Source organism: Lachnoanaerobaculum sp., from assembly GCF_057250505.1.
In genome coordinates, this window is the sequence record NZ_DBHIEQ010000002.1 from 138,938 (window position 1) to 164,025 (window position 25,088).

Annotated in this window: 20 protein-coding genes; all 20 read right to left on the reverse strand. The window is 37.6% G+C overall.

Features of this window, described 5'->3' with window-relative positions; translation table 11 throughout:
• Window positions 1–4: 4 nt before the first annotated feature.
• Complete coding sequence (secD, locus tag ACO6FI_RS01875) at window positions 5–2,467, reverse strand: protein translocase subunit SecD (protein WP_485455860.1); 2,463 nt, start codon at window positions 2,465–2,467, stop codon at window positions 5–7.
• A 14-nt stretch (window positions 2,468–2,481) separates the two neighbouring features.
• Entirely contained in the window at window positions 2,482–3,873 is a 1,392-nt protein-coding gene (gene scfB / locus ACO6FI_RS01880; RefSeq protein WP_485455861.1) for a thioether cross-link-forming SCIFF peptide maturase, read from the reverse strand.
• A 91-nt stretch (window positions 3,874–3,964) separates the two neighbouring features.
• Window positions 3,965–4,111: a six-cysteine ranthipeptide SCIFF gene (gene scfA / locus ACO6FI_RS01885; RefSeq protein WP_007593215.1), complete on the reverse strand. Its 147-nt coding sequence runs from the start codon at window positions 4,109–4,111 to the stop codon at window positions 3,965–3,967.
• 116 nt (window positions 4,112–4,227) lie between these two features.
• Window positions 4,228–6,573, reverse strand: coding sequence for an Ig-like domain repeat protein (locus ACO6FI_RS01890; RefSeq protein ID WP_485455862.1), 2,346 nt, complete (start codon window positions 6,571–6,573; stop codon window positions 4,228–4,230).
• A 4-nt stretch (window positions 6,574–6,577) separates the two neighbouring features.
• Window positions 6,578–6,949, reverse strand: a complete 372-nt coding sequence (locus ACO6FI_RS01895) for a hypothetical protein (protein WP_485455863.1) — start codon at window positions 6,947–6,949, stop codon at window positions 6,578–6,580.
• Entirely contained in the window at window positions 6,949–8,928 is a 1,980-nt protein-coding gene (locus ACO6FI_RS01900; RefSeq protein ID WP_485455864.1) for a protein kinase domain-containing protein, read from the reverse strand. The genes ACO6FI_RS01895 and ACO6FI_RS01900 overlap by 1 nt, the downstream gene beginning before the upstream one ends.
• A gap of 7 nt (window positions 8,929–8,935) precedes the next feature.
• On the reverse strand, window positions 8,936–9,694 hold the full coding sequence (locus ACO6FI_RS01905; RefSeq protein WP_485455865.1) for a PP2C family protein-serine/threonine phosphatase: 759 nt from the start codon (window positions 9,692–9,694) through the stop codon (window positions 8,936–8,938).
• Window positions 9,695–9,697: 3 nt separating this feature from the next.
• On the reverse strand, window positions 9,698–11,077 hold the full coding sequence (locus tag ACO6FI_RS01910; RefSeq protein WP_485455866.1) for a DUF6382 and FHA domain-containing protein: 1,380 nt from the start codon (window positions 11,075–11,077) through the stop codon (window positions 9,698–9,700).
• A gap of 9 nt (window positions 11,078–11,086) precedes the next feature.
• Window positions 11,087–12,142: a P-loop NTPase family protein gene (locus ACO6FI_RS01915; RefSeq protein WP_485455867.1), complete on the reverse strand. Its 1,056-nt coding sequence runs from the start codon at window positions 12,140–12,142 to the stop codon at window positions 11,087–11,089.
• A 10-nt stretch (window positions 12,143–12,152) separates the two neighbouring features.
• Window positions 12,153–13,445 carry a WG repeat-containing protein gene (locus tag ACO6FI_RS01920; protein ID WP_485455868.1) on the reverse strand — a complete coding sequence of 431 codons (1,293 nt, stop codon included), beginning with the start codon at window positions 13,443–13,445 and terminating at the stop codon, window positions 12,153–12,155.
• A gap of 9 nt (window positions 13,446–13,454) precedes the next feature.
• The gene (locus ACO6FI_RS01925; RefSeq protein ID WP_485455869.1) at window positions 13,455–14,084 is read right to left on the reverse strand and encodes a prepilin peptidase; all 630 of its coding nucleotides are present in this window, start codon (window positions 14,082–14,084) and stop codon (window positions 13,455–13,457) included.
• Window positions 14,085–14,094: 10 nt separating this feature from the next.
• Entirely contained in the window at window positions 14,095–15,408 is a 1,314-nt protein-coding gene (locus ACO6FI_RS01930; RefSeq protein ID WP_485455870.1) for a hypothetical protein, read from the reverse strand.
• A 25-nt stretch (window positions 15,409–15,433) separates the two neighbouring features.
• The gene (locus ACO6FI_RS01935; RefSeq protein WP_485455871.1) at window positions 15,434–16,285 is read right to left on the reverse strand and encodes a hypothetical protein; all 852 of its coding nucleotides are present in this window, start codon (window positions 16,283–16,285) and stop codon (window positions 15,434–15,436) included.
• A 10-nt stretch (window positions 16,286–16,295) separates the two neighbouring features.
• A complete protein-coding gene (locus tag ACO6FI_RS01940; protein ID WP_485455872.1) occupies window positions 16,296–20,096 on the reverse strand; it encodes a DUF5702 domain-containing protein in 3,801 nt (1,266 codons plus the stop codon).
• 4 nt (window positions 20,097–20,100) lie between these two features.
• Complete coding sequence (locus tag ACO6FI_RS01945; RefSeq protein WP_485455873.1) at window positions 20,101–20,787, reverse strand: TadE/TadG family type IV pilus assembly protein; 687 nt, start codon at window positions 20,785–20,787, stop codon at window positions 20,101–20,103.
• A 23-nt stretch (window positions 20,788–20,810) separates the two neighbouring features.
• Window positions 20,811–21,053: a Flp1 family type IVb pilin gene (locus ACO6FI_RS01950; RefSeq protein WP_008751982.1), complete on the reverse strand. Its 243-nt coding sequence runs from the start codon at window positions 21,051–21,053 to the stop codon at window positions 20,811–20,813.
• 67 nt (window positions 21,054–21,120) lie between these two features.
• Complete coding sequence (locus tag ACO6FI_RS01955) at window positions 21,121–21,975, reverse strand: type II secretion system F family protein (protein ID WP_485455874.1); 855 nt, start codon at window positions 21,973–21,975, stop codon at window positions 21,121–21,123.
• 4 nt (window positions 21,976–21,979) lie between these two features.
• Window positions 21,980–22,783 (reverse strand): type II secretion system F family protein, encoded by an 804-nt coding sequence (locus ACO6FI_RS01960; protein WP_485455875.1) that lies wholly within the window; start codon window positions 22,781–22,783, stop codon window positions 21,980–21,982.
• Window positions 22,783–24,021 (reverse strand): TadA family conjugal transfer-associated ATPase, encoded by a 1,239-nt coding sequence (locus ACO6FI_RS01965; protein WP_448947160.1) that lies wholly within the window; start codon window positions 24,019–24,021, stop codon window positions 22,783–22,785. The genes ACO6FI_RS01960 and ACO6FI_RS01965 overlap by 1 nt, the downstream gene beginning before the upstream one ends.
• Before the next feature lie 404 nt (window positions 24,022–24,425).
• Window positions 24,426–25,088 (reverse strand): alpha-galactosidase (locus ACO6FI_RS01970; RefSeq protein ID WP_485455876.1); only part of this gene is annotated, 663 nt, incomplete at its 5' end.

The window sequence follows — 25,088 nt, forward strand, 5'->3', positions numbered from 1 at the left end:
ATACCTAAACTACAGCACCGTTGCTGTCTTTATTTATTTCGACTTTTTTAGTCTTTTTCTTCTTCTTGGCATTGTCCGCCTTCTTCTCTTCTATCTTCTTGTCAAACTTATTGCTAAGTATATACCAGAAGACACTTGATAAGAATACTGAAGAATATGTACCTGCAACTATTCCGACCATAATCGGCAATGCAAACTCTCTGATTGAAGAAACTCCCATCAAGAACAGTATGAATATAGTTATAAATGTAGTAAGTGAAGAATAAATACTTCTTGTAAGAGTCTCTGTAACACTTATGTTGATAAGTTCTTCCTTAGAAGTTGACCTTGGCAATATAGCCTTATTCTCTCTGATTCTGTCAAATATAACTATGGTTGCATTGATTGAGTATCCGAGGATTGTAAGTATACATGCGATAAATGTGGAACCTACACTCCAGCGGAATATTGCATAACAAGCTATAACTACAAACACGTCATGTAAAAGTGCAAGTATTGAACCTGCTGCAAAGCTGAAGTCTCTGAATCTTACCCAGATATAGATAAGCATAAGGATTGTCGCAAGCACTGTTGCCACTACAGCATCCTTTTTCATCTCTGAACTTACCGCACCTGATATTGACTCTGCAGTAATCTTTTCGGCATCTACACCGAACTTGTCTGCAAGTGCTTTATTTAACTTCTCTCTTTCATCAAGTGAAAGTGATCTTGTCTTTATAATTACCTGATTTGTACCCTGTACCTTCTGAGTCTGAGTTCCGGCCTCACCGGTTACAGATTCAACTACAGGTACGATATCCTTTGAAATCTCTTCAAGGCTGTAATCCTTATCAAATGTAACATTTGTTGATGTACCGCCCTTAAAGTCAAGTCCGTAGTTGAAGAATCCGCCGATCTTCGACTTGTTAATTCCTGCAAATATTACTCCTATTATAAGTATGGCAGCTGCAATACTCAGAGTAATCTTTCTCTTTCCGACAAAATCTATCGGTTCTCTCTTCGGCTTCTTGCCGTAGAACTTCGCATCGTCAAGACCTACATTATAGAAAGCCTTAAGTATAAACTTTGTAACAAAGAGTGCTGTAAACATTGAAAGGATAATACCCAGTGCAAGTGTCTGCGCAAATCCCTTTACAGTACCTGAACCGCGAATATAAAGTACAGCCGCAGCTATAAGTGTGGTAACATTACCGTCAATGATTGCTGAAAGAGCCTTTTTAAATCCTGAGTTGATGGACTCATATACACTCTTTCCAAGTGCAATCTCTTCTTTTATTCTTGTAAAGATAATAACATTGGCATCCACCGCCATACCGATTGACAGTATAATACCCGCTATACCCGGAAGCGTCAGCGTAATCTCAAAAGCCGACAACAAAAGAACTTCAAGTATGATATAAAGTGCAAGCGCAAGTACGGATGCCGCACCCGGAAGTAAGAATACTCCGATCATGAATGCCGCCAAAACCACAAATCCGACTACTGCAGCTTTCATACTTGTAGATATAGCTGTCTGTCCGAGCTTTGCTCCTACGACATTACTTCTAAGCTCTTCAAGCTCAAGTGAAAGTGAACCTATACGAATGGTAGATGCAAGATTCTTTGCTTCATCATATGAAGTCATACCTGTAATCTGTGCACTGCCGCCTGTAATTGCCGTCTGAACTGTAGGGTTTGAATACACTACATTGTCATAGACAATTGCAATTCTCTGACCGATAAGCTTTGCTGTAGCCTCTGCAAAAGCCTTTGATCCTTCATCTGTAAATGTAAGTGATACAACATACTCGCTCTTACCGTTGTTATCTACGATACCGGCTTTGGCTGTTGCCACCTGATCGCCTGTAAGTACAGTATTTCCCTGCGGATCCAAAAATACCAATGAACCCGGTTTTCCAAGTTCATTCAAGATAGCGTTGGCATCCGATACACCCGGAATATCAATATTTATTCTGTTTGTTCCCTCTCTGTAAACCTCAGCCTCCGTTGAGTAGTTTTGAACTCTCTGCTGTAATTTATAGATGGTATCAGCCATATCCTCATCGGAAGGGTTTTTCTCCACAGTTTGATAAGTGATACTTACACCACCTGCCAAGTCGAGTCCGAGCTTAATCTTTCCCATACCGAACTTGGAAGTTTTGCCGCTCTCATCAACTTTGCTCTCATTTGCACTCTCTGATTCTTTGCCCGACTCAGCTTGTGAACTCTCAGTATTTGCCTTGGTTTCACCTGCCGACGAACTTTCATCGGCTTTAGTGCTCTCACCGCTTGATGCACTCTTCTTGCTCTCTCCCGCTGCAGAAGACTCTGCGCTTGTTATAGCAGTTTCTTCAGCAGTATGTGTCACCTTGGTCACATTACTGTGTTTTCCGCTTTGCAAAACATTGAAAGCCAGAAAACCTAAAAATGCCAAAACTACAAATGTGATAAAGAGAGAGGTTAAGCCCTTTTGCTTATTGTCCTTCATTATCTTCTCCTATTTTACCCAGCTAACGCTGCTTTTATCATTATTGCACATTCAATTCTCTTTTTTTGAAGTTCGCAACCGATATCATAAGTATCTGTAATAGATCCGTGGAAGCTGTATGAATTTGCAGCACAGCCGCCACTGCAATAAAATCTTGCATAGCAATCTTTACACTTAGGTTTGGCGTAAACATTGCAAAGCTTAAACTCATTGCTGATGTCTTTCCTTTTAAGACCGTCAAACACGTTTCCAAGTAAGAACTCATCCTTACCTACAAACTGATGACATGGATATAAATCTCCCCAAGGTGTTACCGCCAGATACTCCGTACCCGATCCGCAACCTGAAAGTCTCTTTGCAACACATGGTCCCTGAGTCAAATCTATATTGAAGTGGAAGAAATTAAAGCCTCTTCCTTCCTTCTTTCTCTTGATATACTCTACCGCAAGCTTATCATACTCTTCCATAATCTTCGGAATATCTTCAGCTTTGATGGCGTAAGTTTCACTCTCTTCGCCTACTACAGGCTCCATACTTGTCTGTTTAAAGCCGAGATCTGCAAAGTGAATTACATCCTTTGAAAACTCAATATTATTTCTTGTAAAAGTACCTCTGATATAGTAATCCTTAGTGCCTCTGCTCTTGGCAAACTTTACAAACTTCGGAACTATAGTATCATAGCTTCCCTTGCCGCCTCTGGTAGGACGCATGGCATCGTTTACTTCTTTTCTGCCGTCCAGACTGAGTACTACATTTGACATCTCTTTATTGCAAAAATCCATGATTTCGTCATTCAAAAGCATACCGTTTGTAGTTATTGTGAATCTGAATTTTTTATTGTTCGGCTCCTCAAGACTTCTTCCATACTTTACAAGGTCCTTTACGACCTGCCAGTTCATAAGCGGCTCACCGCCGAAGAAATCCACTTCAAGATTCTTTCTGTTGCCTGAATTTGCAACAAGGAAATCCAGCGCTCTTTTTCCTACATCATAACTCATCAAAGCTCTTCTGCCGTGGTACTCACCTTCTTCTGCAAAGCAGTACTTACATGCCAGATTGCAATCGTGAGCGATATGCAGACAAAGTGCCTTTACTACAGTCTCTCTCTCCTTGAAATCATTGATATACAGCTCATAGGTATCCTTTGTATAGAGCTCCTCGGCATCTATAAGCTCCTGTATATCGGCTACAGCCTCATCTATCTCTTTGTCGCTGTATTTGTCAATAAGAGCATCTTTTATCTTGGCTTTTGTCTCATCGTCAAGCTTTATAGGTGCTTCTATCTCACCTATAAGTTTCTCCCCGACAGCCATTGCATCATACATCAGCTCATCCACTACATGGACCGAACCTGAATTGACATCCAATACTATATTATATCCGTTATTTTTATACTGGTGTAACAAATTATTCCTCTTTCTATTACAAAGCAAATAGTACAACGCGAAAATCCCCCTTAACAGTCAATGACCGAAAAGGGGGTTTGATACAAGCGTCTTATCTGTTAGGGTTTTCACAGCCCTGGTTTCCAACTGTACAAGATGTCTTGCAAGCTGACTGACAAGAAGTCTGGCACTCACCACAACCACCACGCTTTAAGCTCTCTTTAAGAGTTTTCTCATTTAAAGTAACAACATGCTTCATAAACATTCTCCTTCTATGTCGATAACCGACAACAAGCTTTATGCGAAATTATTTTAGCATAGTTGTATAGCTTTTTCAATAAATATATTTTTCTTAAAAAGGGTAACTGCAAAATTTTATGCTTTGTCACCTTTTTTACGCTTCTTATATACTAAAACAACGCCGAATCCGAGTGACAATCCGAGTAAGACTGCCGCCCAAGGAAGTAGAGAAATTGAAGATAATTTCACATTCGGAACCTTTATTTCAAAGTTCACCGTCTCAATATCACTTAAATTTCCTGCCTTATCCTTTGCCTGTACCTTAAGGGTGTGACTTCCCTTGGTATCTGCAACAAATTCAACCTTACCGTTATTTATCTTATACTCGCTATCTGATAAAAGCTTATCGTCAAGCCAAACGGATGATATCTCATCGCCCGGCAGTTCGGTGCTTAAAATAATATTTACACTTCCCTCATAGCTTTCACCTTCTTTGACTCCGTTTATTATACATACCGGTTTTGTAGCATCATAGATAACTTCTACAGGCTTCATCAAAGACTTGTTACCTGCCGTATCGCTGACCTCAAGGTTGAATACATACTTGCCGTCTTTATTTATAGGGTTTAAGAACTTAAGTTCACCACCTACAAACTCATAAGGTTCGTCCATACCGTTTATAGTAGCTGAAACAATAGAGATTTCATCAGTGTTCCAAACCTCTATACTTGGTGTAAAAGGCTTATTTGTATATGCACCTACAAGCTCTTCCGGTCTAAACTTAAATGTCGCACCGTTTTTATTCACTGAGAAATTGACTTTCTTTTCTGTAACATTTCCCGCCATATCATATATGGTTACGGTAAGTACATAGTTGTCGTCAATATATACAGGGTCAAGATTGAGAATATATCCGCTGCCCTGTTTCTTTGCCTTATATAAAAGTTCTCTTACCTTTCCGTCAGCAACGGATGTCAGAGTGATCTTTGATCTCGACAAATCAATGTTTACATCACTGTATTTTACTACAGGTGAAACAGTTCTTGCATTTGCCGTCAAATCCTCTACGCCGGTTATGGTGATATACGGTGCTGTGGAATCCACATTCACTTTTTGCTCAAACTTTACTTTATCATCCTGTGACTTTGCATTATTCTTTACAACCGAAATTCTGTATTCTCCGTCATCATCAAATAAAATATTCGCCTTGTGATTGCCGCCTTCCTGACTCCAGGAATATCTTGCATTTGACAATACTTCCTTTCCGCCTACATTCTTATATACAAGCACTGAATAATTATCGGCATTGAAATTGTCATCGCTTACATTTACAGATGTGGACTTGGTATTAAGGAAGCCGTTATTTTGGCTGCTTTCATTGTGTATACTCACTCTCGGCTTTACACTGCTGTAGACGCTATGTCCGATTCCGTTACCCATAGGTGTAAATACTCTATCACTTTGTACGCTATTTGCATTGTTTTGTACATTGTTTTCGACTGTATTTGCACTCTGTGTATTACCGCTTTGTAGATTGTCACTTCGTGTTTCACTACCCTGAGTATTTGAAGAATTTTGTACCCTCACATTTGTACTTTGAGTTGTATTGGTTCTTTCACTTGTTGATGACACATTGGTTCTTACATTTGATGAACCCATAGAGTGATTGGTGCTCTGTGTACTGATATCAGTTCTACCGGTTTCACTATCACCTCTCCTGCTTCCTGTGCTTTCAGCATTGTTTGATACTTCACCTACAGTATTATTCTCTGCCCTTGTAGCCGGTCTGCTCTCTTCGGTAGACAATGTAATTCTCGGAACTTCATTAGGAATACTCTCAGGTACTTCCTCAACTGGCGGCTGTACTGCCAAGAAGAAAATCTGATTTTTATTGCCGTTTTTTGATACAAACTGCTTCATACCGTCACTGATAACATTCAATCTGCCTCTTCTTGCAATATTTACCGTACTGCCGATACCGAATAATACATTGCTTCTGTAGATTGTGATATTTGCATTTGCACTTTCTTCATTTGTAAGAGGTGAAAATCCGCTTCTTATCACAATATCCGTTCTTTGTGAATTTGCACTTGTAGCAAGTGAAGGTGTTGCAACGGATGATGTTGCAAGTGTCGGAGGATTTGATACGTCATAGTCTTCAATATCAAGGTGTCCGCCGTTCATTATCACCTTTTTTACATTATCAAAAGAGTTCTCTATAAGTACAGGACTCCAATTGGAATAGCTCTCATCATTTGTATCTCCAAGGTCTCTAGGTGTAGGCATTGTTATAGTGCCGTCACTGTCTAAAAATGATGAAATATTTCTTATATGATAACCGTTTGTATCTCTAAAAATCAACGCTATTACCGTATTTGAAGGAGTAGCCATTGAATCAAAACTAAAAGATCTAAAAATAATTTGTATCATAAAGCAAATACAAACGATTACCGCCATCACCTTCCTACTTCTAACATTCATAAAACTATCTACCCCCTGCTATTAAATTTATTTCTTCAATAATTTCAAAATCGATATCTTTTTTGATATCTTTTAATTCCTGACCGTGATAATTTTCCAAAAGAACAGTCTCTGTGATTTCTTTATGCTTATTTTGCACACTGTAATCGTTTATTTTTCTCACCGCTTTGCCTGCAAACAGTCTGCCTGAGCCTGTCTTTCTGAGAGGCATTGTCTTATTTTGCATACCGGCATCCACAGACCATCTCTTCTTTGAACCGTAGTTTATGATATCTTTGAACGCCTTTCTTATACCAAGCTTAAACCAGATGATAAAGCTTATTATAAAAGTTATGCTCCCTGTAAAAATTCCGCCGTAATATAATATTCTATGCATCAGATGCCTCCGACATTTTGTAATTTATTCTTCAATGAAACAAAATTTGAATTTGACTCTATATCAGGCAAAACACTTGCTTTTTTGTATACTTCCACAGAAGAATTCACATCCTTCATATCTATAAGTAACATCGTGGAAAGACTTATATAAGCTGTAGCATCATCCGGATATTTTTTTATTATATCCTTGTATTTATCCGCCGCCCTGTTATATTCTCCAAGAGTTCTATAGATATCTCCTATCCTGTTTTCAAACAGAATCGACTGTGTATTTGTAGCAAATATCAGGTATTGATCGTAGTATGTGACAGCTTCATACAGATCTTCTTTTGCTCTTTTATCCTGCAAATCAATATTTGCTCTTCTGTAGTATGCATCAGCCAATCCGAAGTATACTTCCGGCAAATACTTTTCCTTTATTTCACTTTCTATATAAGGACTTTTCAATATCTCATTTGCCTTATCCAAAAGTTCAATAGATTTGTCAAAAGGCTTTTCACCCGACTTTTGTATAGTATAGGCATTTGCTCTGTATATCTTTGATAATGTGGTATATATTTCTACCTTTTCCTCCTCCTTTACCCCCGTATTCAAATACTCATCAATATTGTTCATATCCCTAACTATCGTTTCACTGTCACTGCCTATCTCCGACAGAGCTCTTGAAAGTGAAGAATAATACTTGGCCTGCGGGTATTTTTTTGTGTCCACCTTATCAAAATATCTTGCAGCAGTGCCGTAATCCACATCAAAGTTGGCATCTTTACTGTTCCCAAGAAAATATATCTGTCCCATTTTCATCATTATGTCATCATTTTTTTCAAGTTCTCCTTTCCCTGATGCAATCATTGAGGAAAGCACCCTAAGTCCGTTTCCGGTTTGTCCGCTTTCACAGTAATAATCAAGCATCCTTATATATGCCTCTGATTTTTGCGGAGCTATATTTACGGCATCATTTAAAAGTTTTAAAACTCTGCCGTCAATATCATTTTTATTTTTATCAGAAGCTATAGTCAATGTAGCTTCAGATAAATAATTGTTATAGACTTTTGATATTTCTCTTTTCTCCATTCCGTTTGCCGCCATAGCTACAAAAAAACTTGAAGCGGAAATCGTAATTGTAGCTGCAAAAAGAAATATCTTCTTTTTTTGTCTCTTTATATATGAATTGTCAAGATCTTTGTAATGCTTAAGTGCATACGCCATCTCTTTGCAGTTTTCAAATCTTCTTTCAGGGTCTTTTCTTGTGGCTCTAAGTATTATCTTTTCAAGTCCGTCCGAAAGTCTCTCATCCCATTTTCTGATAGGATAAAGCTCATACGGAGGCTCTGACGGATTCACACCTGTCAGAAGATGATACATAGTCGCACCGAGATTGTATATATCGGTCCTTGCATCCGTCTGCCTCAGATTTTCACCTGCAAACTGCTCAGGGGCGGCATATCCGATAGTTCCAAGACAGGTGGTATCTGAAATACTGTCATAGTTATATCTTCTTGCCGTTCCGAAATCTATCAAAGTTATCTTGCCGTCAGGCTTTAAAATTATATTTGAAGGCTTAAGATCTCTGTATATTATCGGAGGATTTTGCGAATGCAGATAGTCAAGTACATCACATAATTGAATTGCATACTCTACCACACTCGCTTCATCAATAGTACCTTTTTCTGATAAAATATCGGATAATGCTCTGCCTTCCACATAGTCCATTACAATTATTATTGTATCTTCATTTTCAATTATATCCGCAATACTTGGCAGGTATGGGTGCTTAAGCTCTTTTAGGAGATTTGTTTCGGTTATAAGACTCTGTCTCATCACCTCACAATTTTTGTTCTTTTCCTTTCTCATCTCCTTTATAGCCCACTGTTTATTGGCTTTTTCGTTCATAGCCAGATAAACAATACTCATACCGCCCTGTCCGATTTTATTTAAAATCTTATATTTACCGTCTAAAAGGCTGCCAATCTCCAACATATCTCACCTACTTTACCTTTATCAAAGCTGCAGAAATATTATCCTGCTCTCTCCTTTTAAGATTTAAGTCTATCAACGCTCTCAGTCTTTCATTAAGCTTTGAATTATCATATCCTTTAATTGCCTTTAGGATTTCCTTTTCGCTTATCTCATGTCTGAAGCCGTCACTGCAAAGTAATAATATATCTCCGCTTCTTACCTCTCCGCAAAAGATATCCGGATTTACATCCTTAGTTGCACCTATACATTGTAAAAGTACATTCCTTCTTGGATCGCTTTTTGCATCCTTTATACTAAGTTTTCCCTCCGCTATCTCTCTTGCGATAACAGTGTGGTCGTTTGTCAGCTGTACCATACCTTTTTCCGATATCTTATAAAGTCTGGTATCGCCTACATGGCAGACAAAAAACTTATTATCCACCAAAAGTATCGCAGTTATGGTGGTCCCGAGATATATACCGTGCTCTTTACCATAGTAGAGCAGCCCTTCATTTTCTGAGCTTAGTATGTTTATAAAATCCGTTCTCATTTGACTTTCATTCCAAACATCACTATACCTGCTGTACTGATATAAAAACCAGTCCGAAACCGCTTCAACTATACTTTTACTTGCAAATTCACCACAGGACAGTCCCCCCATACCGTCACAAATGACCCCGAGACAAACTTCTCTGCCTTTAAACTTCGCTCTTTTTAGGATAATACTGTCTTGATTACAATTTTTCTTTAAACCTACCTCAGTCTGTGCCGCCAAAAAATAATTCATATCTTATCCTATGTGAAATTCAAACTCTTCATTTGCCAAGCTTATTACATCATTATCCCAAAGTTCCACTTCCAAACTCGGTGATACCTTCTCACCGTTCACTCTGGTAAAGTTAAGTGACCTTAAATCTCTGATAAAATATGCTCCGTCCTTTTGAATTATTTCCGCATGGTTTCTTCCGACCGAAGAATTGTCATCTATACAAAAGTCTACATAATTTTTTTCTCTACCAATTCTGAAGGCGGACTTATCTATCACTATCTTTTCACCCGTTCTTCTCCATATCAAAAATGAGTTTATAATATTAGGTGAAAATCCCAGCAATGTAGTCTCACCTATATTTGAAGGATTTTGTAATACTGTGGTCTCACCGTATGTAGCTTTAGGAACCTGTTTTACACTCTCAACCGGATTATTTTCCTTCTCCTTCTTTTTGCCAAACAGTGAGAATTTCTTTTTCTCTTTCTTATTTTGGCTTCCTACATTCAAAGGTTCTTCTCTTCCCGGAATCAAAAGATTATTGTTATTATTTCTATCAAACCCGGATTCTGTTGAAGCTTGTGCTTCCTTTTGCTTACCGAGTCCAAACAATCCCTTTTTCTTTTCAACCTTTTGCGGCTGCTTATCAAGACTCGCAACCTGCACTGCGGCATTCGGAATTGATACATTTTTATATGAGTTATCGTTATTTTCAAAATGGGTGTTTGCCTGATATTGCCTTGACAAAACAGGTTTTGAAATGTTTTCTTCTATATTATATACCTTCCTGTCGGCAATCCCTTTTTTCTCTGTGAACTCATCACTTCTTTCGTCTTTTCTTATATTCGGCTTTTCAATATATCTTTTTTGCTTTAGGGCATCAAGCACATTTAAAAAATTGTCATAGGAGAAATTCTCTTCCTGTGAAAGTTGCTTGGTTATATCGGATGCAAAATATGCAGCCTTTTCATTATTTACCATCATATCAAGTAAGAGATTTTTTAAAAACGAATTCAAGCTGATGTTGTTTCTTCTATTATATATAGGTAATAAAATCAGACTTATATTATTGCCTTCCACAAATATATAATCATTATCAAATATTACCTGATCTTCCAAAAGCATATACTCTTCTATACGACTGATACCTTTACAAATATTTTCAAATATCGCCAAAAGCTCTTCTTTTGTAAGTTCCTCGGTTATATATTCATTCAGACTCTTTGACTTTCCGACTTGATACTTAAGCTGTGTTTTTGTATCATTTGTTATCATGTCTACAGGAAATAAAGCCTCAATATCATTGTTTTTCATCATTCCGATACTTACATTGTCAAGCTTTTCATTTTCATCAATTTCATATATAAGCTCAATACCTTTGTCGGTTGTATTTTTCTTAAACATATATGCCTCCTATCTCAAATTATCTAAAAAAGAAACCTGCCTCAACACATCTGTCAAATCATCACTTGCATTATATCTTTTTACAAATTCTTTTACGGAAAGGTCTGCCGGTATTGATACGGCATTTACATCTTTTACCTTATTGCAGATAATGGTTATTTTATTTGTTATATCAATATTTCCGCCGTTTTCAAGCAGCTGCAATGCTCTGTTCAAATCCGACATCTTCTTCATACCTATGGCACTCTCTTCAAATACAAGGATTATCTTATGTGCAAGCTTGGAGTACAGTTTCAATCTGCTTCCCATGCACAGGTTGCTGTCTATAATTATATGTCTGTATTTGCCCATTCCCTGTAATTCTCTTATCAAAAGTTCGATATTTTCATCATTCATCTCAAGCATATCAAGGGCAATTCTCGCCTCATTAAAGAAATCAAGACCTTCTCTGCTCTTCACCACGCTGCTTTCTATCTTTAGCGGAACATTTTGCTTTTTACTCTTTATTGCATATATTATTTCATCAAATCCTATGCTGCCCTCACCGTTCATAAACAGCTTGGATGTGTTCAGAAGTTCAAAGTTTAAATATAAGGTAGGTATACCCTGCATTGCAAGTCTCTTTCCGTATGCAATAGCCAGTGATGTGGCACCTGCACCACCGTTTACAGGCATAAAAACTTCTACAAGGGTATTGTTTCCGTCATTGAACTTATATGCAATATCTCCGTTTGATGAATCCGCCAGAATGTTTAAAATTTCCTTATATATCTTCTCAGGCTTTTTGAACTTATTTACAGCCTTTATATTGTTCTTTCTCTCTATCAAATCCCTGTCACACAGATACGCCACACTCATCTTTTCCGTATAGAACGATAAATCGTCTTCAATATCCTCGGATACGAGCAATACATCAATAGGTTTGTTGCCTCTGTTACTCTCAAATGAATCTAATGAAGAAAATGTCATTATTTCTATTTTGTCATGATAATTTTTAATATAAAAGTCTGACAATCTCTTCCTGTAATCCTCATCACTATCTACCAAAGCCAGTCTGATTTTCATTAAAAACCTCCTATTTTACAAGTTGTATAAATTTTATGCCGGGCTTTCTGACTACAGCGACACCGCTGTTGTTAAAGCTGCCTGCTTCATTAAACTCAAAATCAATAACTACAGTATTATTTTTATTTATATAACCCCACTTTTTTCCGTCATATACCGCCGCAAATCCGCTTGAAAAAGGCTTTGCATCAATGTAGTCGGTCATCAATTCCACTTCACCTTTTTTGTTTGCAAATCCCCACTTTCCGTCTTTTTTTACCGCTGTAGGTTCATCCGATATAAAGGCCTTCGCTTTATCAAAGCCTTCACCATCCTTTACCTTTCCGTCAAGTCCGAAAATATGGTACTTTCCGTCAAGCTTTGCAATGTATACATTCTGTGCTGTGGCAAATCCGCATTCATCCAACACCACATCATCATATATATAATCTGTAACCTGTGAAAAATCCGACTTTATAATTGCCCATTTGCCGTTATTTTTTACCGCCGCTCTCTTACCTGCAAAACTGCTTGCAAAATCATAGGTATTTTTGCTTGCTTTTTTTGCATTTGCATCAATATAAGAGTACTTACCTTCACTACAATAAGGTGCCAAATTATTGCCGTATACTCCAAGGCTTTCTACACTAAAATCAAGTGCAAGTTTTTTATATCCGTTCTTATCAATATAGTACCACTCATTATCCTTGCACACCGGAGCGTACTCAGGTTCCTTTCCGTACGGATAAATCTTGTCATATATCGCAGCTATCTTATCGCTGCCGTCAGACTTTAAAAGTCCCTGTTTATTGTCATCCACAAACACATAAAAACCGTTTCCGTACATCTTTATATCATCACTTCCGAAATAAACTTCAGAACAGCTTCCCCTAATTTTTCCTTGAAGTGCCAAAAAATCTTCATCATCCGAATTCTTTTCAAGATAAGCATTGACAAGCTTTAATGCATTCACAGTCTGCTTCCTGTCTATATAGTAGTCTGTCATTTTTTTTGCTACATTCTTAGGATAATTATAGCTTTCCAATATGGCATTTCCCTGTTTTTCAAAATCGTTATACTTTTTGAGCTTCAGGTAATCATCCAACATGGCTTCCTGTACAGGTAACTTATTCTTTGTAAACTCAAGAGCCTTCTTATACTGGTCAATGGCGTCTATATAGATTTCCTTTGACTCCAAAGTCTTAGCATTTTTAATATGCTCCGTATAGTTTTTATATTTCCCGGCTTTTCCGCCTATTATATTTCCCCAACCTGACACCAACAGTAAGATTATTATAGGTGCCAATATTTTCTTCATATTCATATATCGCTCCTAAAATCCCAATATCATACAAGCTGTCACTCCGAAAGCCACAAACGGTCCGAAAGGTATCTCATCCTTTACACAGGCCTTTTTTAAAATCACTTTTATCAATCCGTATATTGCAATAGATACAAGTGCCACTAAAAGTACTCCCATCAGTGCATATGTTCTAAGGTACAGACCTAGTGCTCCTACAAGTTTTATATCTCCCATTCCGACTCCGTTTTTGCTTATCGCCTTGCTTGCTGCAAACAACACGACTCCTATAAGCATTGCAACAAGTGAGTCTATAAATATTGCCAATGCTTCCACACTGTTTGTAAAAGCATTTATTATCATCATCACACAAGCGACGGCTATAATGCATACAACCACTTCATTCGGTATTATCTTTTCTCTGTAGTCAATTCCTGCCGTTATCAAGGTTATAGAGATTATCGCTAATGCTTTAAAAGTTTTAAGAATATCAAATGCATATATTTTATATAAAACTCCTATCGCTATACCTACCGAAAGATAAATTACAAATAACATTATATTTTGTTTCAGATTGTTCGTATTATATCTTTTTTTATATATAAACATTGTAATAATATACGCAGTCAGCATAAATGCTATGCAAAAAACTAAGTTCACCATCGCCCATCTCCTATTCTGTCGTATATAGTTTCAGCACTATTCCGTTTCTGCTTGCGTATTCAGTTGCGGCTACTATCGCCTTTTGCTGATCTACACTAAGTTCTTTATTCTTTAACACCAGATAATAATATTTTTTATTGTATTTATCCGGTGTGATATTTCCTTGTTCACTGAAGCCCTCAAGCCTTTTCATATCTTTTTTTATTGCCCTTAAGAACTTGCTTCCGTCCTGATATTCAATCATATCAGTATCCATACTGTGAGTTCTTGCAATATATTTTTCACTTTCACTGAAAATACTTATATCCTCGAATTCGTTTGAATCCAAATTCCTTTTCACCACCGTATTGTCATAGTTGCTTATCTCTTCACCGCGCTCTTTGGTACTCTTATCCCATACCGATGCAGGGATATTCAATTTATTGCTTGCAGGTACTACCGGAGTAATATTATCAAAATTATCCTCTTCGCCCGGTTTTTCTTCCGCACCGTCTTCCAATGCCGCACCTGCCACATTTCCTCCCGCTTCATTCGGTTCGTTAAAGCTTCCGTCGCCTATCCACGCTCTTGTTGAAGCCGTATTCTTCAGTCTTAAATCAAATTTATCTACAAACGGCAGGGGGATCCTCATTTTATATGAGGCGCTTATCTCGATACTTTGCATATCGAGAAAAAAGCTTGACCCCCAGTAATTTATTCCGTTTTTTCCGCCCTGCACCCCTAGACTTTCAAAGTATCCTTTTGGAAAACCTGCGAGGTACTTGTTTGTAACGGCTCTGCTTATCGGCATCGCTACCGCCAGCTTCACCGCATCATATGCTCCGTCTTTTATAACCGCCAATATTCCGTTGAATATCGCTTTTTCATCTGAGAAGTAGTCTGTAACCGATGTGTACATTGCCTGTCCGGAATCATATATTTCCTGTGCACTCTTCCCTACGTTTTCCATTTGAGCCATTATGTCTTCCGGATATGCCTGTGAGTTTTCATCCAATATGTTGTTGGATACATCTGTAGCATTTTCAAGACCGTTCGCACTGGCATTGAAAAATACCTGTATTGTATTCAACATCTTTTTTGTCTTATCACCAAACTCTCCCGCATCGTTTGAAGCAGTTTGCCCTATATTATGTACTCCCAGCTTCTTGGCTATATATGAGTATTCGGATATTTGTTTTGCCGACTGGTCTATAGCGTTTTGTATGCTTGTATATGCTCTATACACATTTAACATACTAAGCAGTGCCATATACGCCGCAATAAAAATCATCAATATAAGACTGGCTTCCACTGTAATAAAACCTTCCTGCTTATCCTTAGCCATAACTTTGCTCTCCTTCTTTAACGCACTACTTTCCAAGCTTCCAATATTCTTGTAAGCTTATAAAACTGTTCATAGATGCTTCTGCCGACTTCTTTAGCTTCTCATAGTTTTCTTCCATAGTCTTTGCTTCAGCTTCATCCGACATATCTACAGGTCTTACACCCCATATTGCCATTCCCATCCCATAGCCTGATGCATCGTCAGCTGCATCAAGACCTGCGCCTTTAGGACTGAAGTAATAATATGCTATATATTTGGTTCTGACCAAATCAGGATCGTAAGTATAGTTAGGATCTTTCCTTGTAATATCTATATGTCCCTCTTCTCTTATAAAATCTCTTCCGCTATAGCTAACTTTTTCTGTACTATCTACTATAACTTCATACTTTTGTTCACTATGCATATTATACATTCTTCCATCATTTAAATATGAATCCCATATGCTATCCAATCCTTTCATTGCTGAAGGAATTTTATCTAAATCCTCACTATATTCTATATTCCATACATTCTGTGTATCGAGTTCATCAATACATATTTGATCATAAAAACATGATGCAAGTTCTCCTTTATTTTCTTCGCAACCAAGTATAAAATCATCCGTTTTAAAAAAACCTGCTTTAGGGAAATCACTGTCCGCTTCCAAATCTATTGCCCCTATTGTTCCTATTGTCTCACCAAATTTGAACTCTTTCTTTTTTGAATCCGACTTTTTAGTATCTTTTTCTTTACTCTCTGATAAGGTATCTTCTTTATTTGTAGTACTTTCACTATTTATACTGTTTTCAGTACCGGCATTAGCCTTACTACATCCACTACCTACTGCTGTTACCAATCCTAATAACCCCATCATCATCAGTATTTTTATATTTTTCATATATTTCTCCTTAATATCCAAGTACTCCCTTATAATCTATCGGATATCCAAACTTACCTTTTATATTAAATTTTTCATTGTTGTTATTGACCTTCGGTATTTGCAAAAATACAGGCTGTATCTGTACTTCGGCTTTTACCTGTAACAGCACTATGGCCTCTTGCATTGAAAATCCTTCTCCGGCATAGTAGAGTGAACCTTCTTTGCTTGCATTGGTCTGTATAAGATTTCCCATCCTGCATATAACACCTTTTTCATCTATCAAGTACTGTATCGCAAGAAATACCATCAGATAGTCCTTATAGCTCATATTAAATGTAGATGCCTTAGTCTTATCAAAACCGTTCAACTCAAGTTTATCCTTACCTTCTCCAATAGTCATTGCATCGCCACCTGCACCTTCAAACTCCTTGTTGAACTCATTTATCTTATTATTGATAGCTTCCTGTGCGCTACTGTTAGCAGCATCTAAAACATCTCCAACACTTTTTTTAAGCTTCTCTTGAAGTTTGCTTTTATCTAATATAGAATTTATCCTACCTTCTAGCCTACGCTTTCTGTCTTTAAAAAAATCATCTATATTATCATTTAAATTTTTTGTAATATCATTTATATTGTCCTTAGATATATTTAATGTCTTCATTACTATCTCAACAAGTCTATCTTGGCTTTCACTATTATTGATAGATTTAAATGCCTCAAGCTTTGCCTTAGCTACCAGTCCACCTGTTGCCAACTCCGATTCCATATCAGCCTGCATCTTATCAAAGCATTCTTTAATAGAATTCTTTAACCTGTCTTCAAGCCCGTCTCTTGCATCTCCAACCTGTGTCATACACCATATCAACTTTTCCTGTATAGGTGCCTGTATTGATGCTATAATAGACTCTGTAGTTGTATTTACCATATCTTCTACATAATCATCTAATGTAGTATTAAAACTTTCCTTAGCCTCATCTGTATACTCATTCATTTTTTTATACAATGTACTTGCTGCACTCTCAGCCACAACCTGACCAATCCTTTCAAATCTTGTTCTCCATGCCTGTGGATTTTTATAAAGAGGAACCGACTTTCCATCTACCAGATCGTTGACATCAAATACACTCTCAGTAAGTGCCGCTGCAAGCAGCAGTACATTTTGTACTATAGGTACAAGAAATCCTGTAGCCCCTGCAATAGTCATAGCCATTGTGAGTGCTTCTGTCTTTAACGCACTGTCACTTGTATAGGCATATATCGCATTTAACAAAAGTCTTACTCCGAATATTCTTGTCTTTACTCCGTCTACATTGTTCTTCAATTTAGGGTCTCCCAGTAATATATACTCCTGCTCCGCCCTGTAGGCTTCATTGTTTTTATTACTGAAAGGTACTCCTGAAAGAGTCTTTTCAGCTTTATTTCCACCTGCTTCTCTATTAGTTGTATAGCAGCTGAACATCGTAGTGGTATATGCCATCAAATAAAGCTTATCTCTTCCGCCTGTCAATATCTCACCTATCCTGTCAAATCCTGAAATAGCTTTACCTGATGCTTCAAGTGCATTATCTGCCAGATTATTCTCATCACTACTTTGTAAATCCTCTGCTGTAGCTCCATCCATAATCTGTGCAGCCTGCGCATTTGATGCCATTACATCAGATATATTTACATCACTTATCTCCACCGGCTCAGGCTTATTGTCAACATGTGTACCGTTGATCATCTCTTTTCGCTTTTTCTTTGCATCTGCATCTCCTTCAGGCTTAGTTGCAGAACTGTTTCTTTCTAAAAAGGCAAACAGCGGATCCACATAGTACTTTGATCCGTTTTGTTCACTGTCATAGCATTCCACACCCAGAAAGTTTCTAAGTGCCGGATTCTTATATTCATACTCCGAATCTATAAGCTTAAAACCACCTTCGTTATCACCGTTCTCTACCACTTTAGGTATTTTACTTGGAATGTTTTGCTCAAATCCCATAAATAACAGATTCTCAGCGGGTCTGTACGCTCCAAGTGTATGTAATGCATTCTGCTTTGACTCCACTTCCTCTTTAGTAGTCAGATTGTCGCTGCCTGTTAAGCCTTCCACATAGGATATTATACTGTCTACCCATTCATCATCAGTTGCCTCTGAGGTGGCAGGCTTTATACCGGCATATTCAAAAGCTTCCAAATTCGCCATAACCTTTGATGAATAGTCTATAGATCTTTGAAATATTTTTATCATTTCATCAACATATCCTATTACTACTCCTGTAGTCTTAGTATCATGGTCTTGTTGCATATCCACTTTTACACCTGATTCCGCCATATCCCCGATATGCATATTCCAGTTTTCGGCAATACCCTTTAATACTTCAGACTCAGACTTCAATTTTATAAGCTTTTCCTTTATAGTCTCAGCTTCAGATTTCAGACTGCTAAACCAAACATAGTAATCCCTTGTTGTTCTCATTTGTGGTATAGCAAGAAGATTTATATCCTTCCTTAAATCTGCCAAATATTTATCTCTTAGGTTGTTTATATTAAAGTTTGGTCCGTATGGCTCATCTGATAATTCACTACTTCCATAATTAGCAGGTACAACCTCATTTTCACCTGTCCTGCTCCAGTCACCTTTAAATGATTTATTATACCAGCCTTCTACTCTGTTCCACTCATCAGTTAAATCTTTAGATTTCTTTTCCAGCTCCGATATTCTGTTTGAATAGTCATGTTCATCATCACTGGCAGCAATCAAACTACTTATCTCATTTTCAGTAGCCAACTTTTCATCCTCATATTCTTTTTTTGATGATGTGTATCTGGCATTAACTGTATGAAACCTTTTTACATCTACCTTATACTCATTATAATACTTTATATAATCACTGAATCTATCATACTCTAAAGAAGCATTTCCACTTGGTGTATTCTGTATACGATTATGTGCAAGTGAACTTGTGACTGAATAAAAATCTGATTTTAGTCCACTAATTTCATTTTCAAAATCTGATACATCATCCTTTAACTTACCACCTGACGGTTTACCGTCGTTATAAAGCCAATACTCATCGCTACCAAGCTTTGGTAACTTATTCACTTGTACATAGCTGACTGCATCCATTGTGGCATACGGAAAATTGGCATCTCCTAAGTCAAATACACTTGTCTTTATTTCTTCAGGAGTTTTAAATCTTCCGTCTATAAGTTGATCCTCATACTTTCTTGAATGCTCATATATAGATATACATAAATCTTGTATCTCCTTTAGCTTTTTTTCATAATCTTTTTTATCTTCCAACGCCTTTTGCTGAGCCGGCAATGATTTTAGAATATTCATTTTTTCCAAGAATCCATATCCTATAACTGCCGGTGCTCTGTACTTCATATAGTCAAGTACCTGTGCCCTTAAAATATTTGCATTGGAAAGATTTGCACCTGCCGCCTGGCTTACTTCAAAACCCCCGTCGGCGAGTTTCATTTTCATAATATCTGAAATCTCATCGCTTCCACTTCCTGATAAAGCTATATCAACAAGTTCTTTTACCAAGCCTTGGTCATGCAGTCCGCTACTTTTTAATGTAGCCTCAAAATATACTTCCAGATTATCGTGTAATTCCGTCATATTCTTGGAAATTGCAAAGAGTCCGTATGTATCCTGAAGTACCGAGTTGTAATATGTCAGTCCTGCATTAAGTGCCATATCTCCTGCACCTGAAACTATATTTCTTGCAAGTATTATTCTTCCCCCGTCTATTAAAACGGTTGTAAATATCATTACTATCGTCAAAATAAGGGACATAAATACAGTCAACGATCCATGTTTATTATAAAATATTTTCATATACTCACCTGCCTGTCCCTCCCAGTTTATCTCTTAATGTCTTTAGCTTGTTTACATAGACATCGACCCTTTCTTTCAGATTGAATCTCTCCAAGAGGAAGTCTATCAAATCCGCTCCAAGGTCGATGTCTCTTACAAATTCTGTTGCATTTGAGGAAAATGCGTAGCCGGATTCTTTGAGTGTGAATTCTTCCGGTGCGCCCACCAAGCTCAGTGCTTTGGCAAGTCCCTTAGGCAATTTAATTCCGTACTTTGTATTGGCCTTGACCGTAGGCGTTATTATACCTGTGATTTCTATATCCGAATCCGCTGTAAGACCACTGACCATAGTATATTTTTGCAAAAATTCATTCAGTTTATTTTCAAAACTGTTTCCCACCTCATCCTTACTTCTGAAAAAACCTGCATACAGTTTTCTCTCTTTATAATAGCTGTCAACTCCTGACGCATTCGGAAAGCTCATAACATCTATATCAATTCCGCTGCTTGCAGGTGCCAGATACTCTTCATATCCCGGATATGCAGCTTCTCTGGCCGCCTGTGAAGCAATCTTTGTTGTACCAAACTGTACAAGACTTTGTTCAAGCTTCAAAAGCCCAAGTACCAACATCGCTATTATTGTAAAGATAAACAGTGGATATATAAGTGCAGCTTCTATCATCAATGTCCCACGATTGTTTTCACTACGCATATCCCCTCCTTAGTTACTTTATACTACGGCTGTGTTGCTCCACGACTGTCAACGAATGATGTTAACTGTGCAAATACCTTTTCAACTGCTCCTTTAAGCTGTTGATTAAATAAAGCCGCCAATGCTATTATGATTACTATAAGTACCATAACCGCTACCATATCGGATGCGCCACGCTCTTCTTCCTTAAACGCCTTAAGTGCACCCTGAAGTTTCACCGCCTGTGCCATAACGAACAGATCAATAAGTTCAAACATTTTTTCCATTTTGTTTCTCCTCTCTTTGAACAAAATAATATTTATGTAAAAGCTTTAGTCGACATAAGCTCCGACATCAAAATTTCAGACTACCGAACATAGGTACTATTATCAAAATCAATACTCCCGCGAATATAAGTCCTATCGGTAAAAGAAGTTTGTTACTTGCCTTCTCACCTTTTCTTTTTACTTCGTGTTTTTTCTCTTCCCACGCTTCTGTACTCATATCTTTTAGGAACTGTACCACCTCGTTACTACCTTTTTGAAGATTTTGTATCATCATTGTTGAAAATTTTCTGAGAGACTTTATAGAACATCTCTCTCCGAATGTTTTGTACGCTTCCACTTCCTGCATACCGTTGCTAAGATCCATAGCTGTATTTCTCATTTCCTGATACAGCATGCCTTCATTTGCATTTGCAACTTTTATCCAAGCTTCTCTTATAGGCATACCTGCATTTACAAGTAATGTAAGCTTTGAGAGCATTCCCGGATAATCTCTTAAAAGTTCATCTCTTCTGGCATTTATCTTGTCGTTAAGCAATTCATCCAGATACCATATCATCAACGCACTTATCGCTATTCCGACAGTTGCCAGCTTATAATTACCGCTTATTCCGGTCAGCATAAACATCAACAGTGTCAAAACTATCGCAAATGTTAACTGTCCTCCTCTTAATAAATAAAAGTAATAAGGACCGTATTGCTTCCCGTATATTTCTGAAATAAGCTTTATCTTTCCTCTCGCATTCTTGCTGTTCATATCAAAATGTATCAGCTCCATAAATCCGAAACCTATATAATATATATCACTCAGCGGGTACTCTCCGCTTGGTATACCTGCCAACACATCATTAAACTTTCCGCTGAACTTAAAGTGTAAATATAATACAAACAGTGCAAATGCTGTAGCTAATATCATAAGTATCATATTTTTACATCCTTATATTGACTATTTTTCTTCCCATCATATAAGCTACCGCAAACAGTAATATTGCAAATATCTTTACAGTCACGGTAAGCGGCGTGTTGACTACCGCAGACATTGTGCCTATTCCGCTAAGTGCACTCATTATTATGAGCGGCATTACCATCATAATATTCAGCTCATTTTCTTTTTCTGTAAGAATTGTCTTTATTTCCATCTCAATTTCTATCTTGTCATTGATTATCTTTCTGCTGTCCCATACAACCTGCCTGATATCTCCGCCCTGTCTAAGTCCCGACTCAAATGTTGCGGTGAAACTTTCCACATCATCAAGCCCGCATCTCTCCGCAAAATCTCTAAGCAAGTCCTCAATGATTATATTGTTGGTCATACCGGCTATTATAATTCTTGTCTCATTTACTATATCCGACTTCTCACCGTACAGACTTAAAAGATCCTGATAGCTTTCCGCAAAGGCTTCCATTGTATTCTTTCCTGATGAATACGATGTGGTAAGTGCCTCAAGCAAATCTCTAAACTCTATAAGCAGGTCTTTTTGTCTCTTTTCTTTACGGTACTTTCTATAAAATTTTATTGCCGGTATTCCGCAGAAGGCTCCAACTGTTACTGCAAATATTACTACTCTAAAAAATATCATCACTACCACAAACCCGAGTGCAAATCCTATCAAAAAACCTACAAGATAATCTGTCATTCTCATATGGTATATATGATAATCATCCGCATTTCCCATAAGTCCGTGCTTTTCTACATATGTGTCTTCCTTCTTTTTCAATATTCTTTCAAACATCAGATAACTCCTTTATATCCCATAAGCTTTAATTTAAAGGTATTCTTAAGCGGATTTTTTGTTCTCTTCAGTTCTCCCACCACTTTTTCCATTGTACTTTCTTCATTCTCTTCAAAGACATACAGCGGATTTAACTCTATTTCACCGTCTTTTAAGCCTACAACCTCCGTTATTTCCATAGTCTTTCTGCTGTGATCTCTCAGCCTTGAAAGATGTATTATTATATCGACGGCTGATGCTATCTGCTGCCTTATCGCTTCAAGCGGAAGTCCTTCAGCACCCATAAGCACCATTGTTTCAAGTCTGCTTAGCATATCTACAGTCGAATTGGCGTGACCTGTTGAAAGTGAACCGTCATGACCTGTATTCATAGCCTGCAGCATATCCAGTGCTTCCGCACCTCTTACCTCTCCGACTATTATTCTTTCAGGTCTCATACGAAGTGAAGTCTTTATCAGATCTCTGATGGTAATACTTCCTTTTCCTGAAGAATTTGAGTTTCTGGTCTCCAGCTTTACCAGATTATCTATACCTACTATCTGAAGTTCCGCCGAATCCTCAATAGTAATTACTCTTTCGGTGTTTGGGATATAATTAGAAAGTGCATTTAAGAATGTTGTTTTTCCGCTTCCTGTTCCTCCGCTTATAAAGATATTGTATTTTGCTTTAACCAATGTTTCTAAGACCTTGGCAATCTGTGGGGTAATTGATTTATATTTTATGAGTTGCTCAACTGTCATCGGTATTTTAGAGAATTTACGAATGGTTAGAGTAGGTCCTTTTAATGCTACCGGCGGTAATACAACGCTTACTCTCGAGCCGTCAGGTAATCTTGTATCCACAATAGGATTTGACTGATTTACCTCTCTTCCCGCTCTACCTACTATTCGCTGTATAATATCCTCCAGCTTTCTTTGACTGTCGAAGCTTTGATTCAGTCTTTGTATCTTTCCGCTTTTCTCAATGAAAATCTCATCGGTACCGTTTATCATAACTTCTGTGATATCATCATCCTTTATGATCATATCAAGCAGTCCCAGACCTCTTATCGATGAATAAAGTTCGTCGGTCAAATTAACTCTTTCCTGAATTGGAACATAGACCTCACCCAATTGCTCACTGACCAACTTTTCAAGCTTTACATAAAGCTCATCATCCTTTAATCTGCTTAAATCAAAATATTTAGATATATATTCTCTTGACTTGTATAAAAAAGTTTTGCGTTCCAAATCGTCCATGCTGTTTCCCCCTTAAACATAATTTATAATTATATCTAATATATATCCTGTAATACCTACAATTTGTACCAAACCTTATGACACGATTATATCGACCTGACTTTCAGGTGTCAATATGCCTCTGTTAAGTTTGTGCATGTTTTTTTGAGTGACGTTTTTTCATTGTAAGAGTTGCACAATCTGAGTTTCTATTTTTGTGAGAGGTAACTAAAAAATCAGCCTCTCCAGTAAGGAAAACGTAAGAATTTTCGACACTGAGCACAGGTTATAGAACAAGCGCACATTACAGTATCGAACAAATATTCACAATAAAAAAGCCTGCCTTACAGCAAGCTTCAATAAAATCAAAAAATATATTAAATATTTTTAAGTATATTGTAAGTTTTGACAAAAAGATTGTAAAACTATACTTTCTTTATTTCAAACCTGAAACTTTCATATTCCTCTTTAATCCTCGGAATAAGGAAGCCTCCGTTCATCCAGACTCTTCCTGTTCTCTTTGCTCCGGCCATCTCATATACCGCAGTTTCATCAAGTCCTCTCGGATAAACATAGATATTTGACTCATTTGCCTCAAGGCTCTGAACCACCGCACTTAAAAGTCCGAAGGATTTATCCTTACTTACTGTCTGCCAAGCACAAACCCTGTTGGAATCATATGGACTTGTAAGTCTGTAGTAATCTCCCTCATATATCAACTCGTCATACTTTAAATAGTCCTTTACCTGAGACTTCACCATTTCCTGCTCTTCTTCTGAAATCTTGTTAAGGTCAAGCTCATAACCGAATGTACCTGACATAGCTACGGTAGCTCTGGTCTCAAAAGGTGTCCTTCTCATAGTCTGATGGTTCGGAGATGCCGATACATGGGCTCCTGCGCTGCCTATAGGATATGCAAAAGAACTTCCGTACTGAATCTTAAGCCTTTCGATAGGATCGGTGTCGTCACTTAACCAAATCTGCGGATGATAATAAAGCATTCCGAGGTCATATCTGCCACCTCCGCCTGAGCATCCCTCAAACAATACATCAGGGAATTCTGTAGTCAACTCATCCAAAAGCTCATA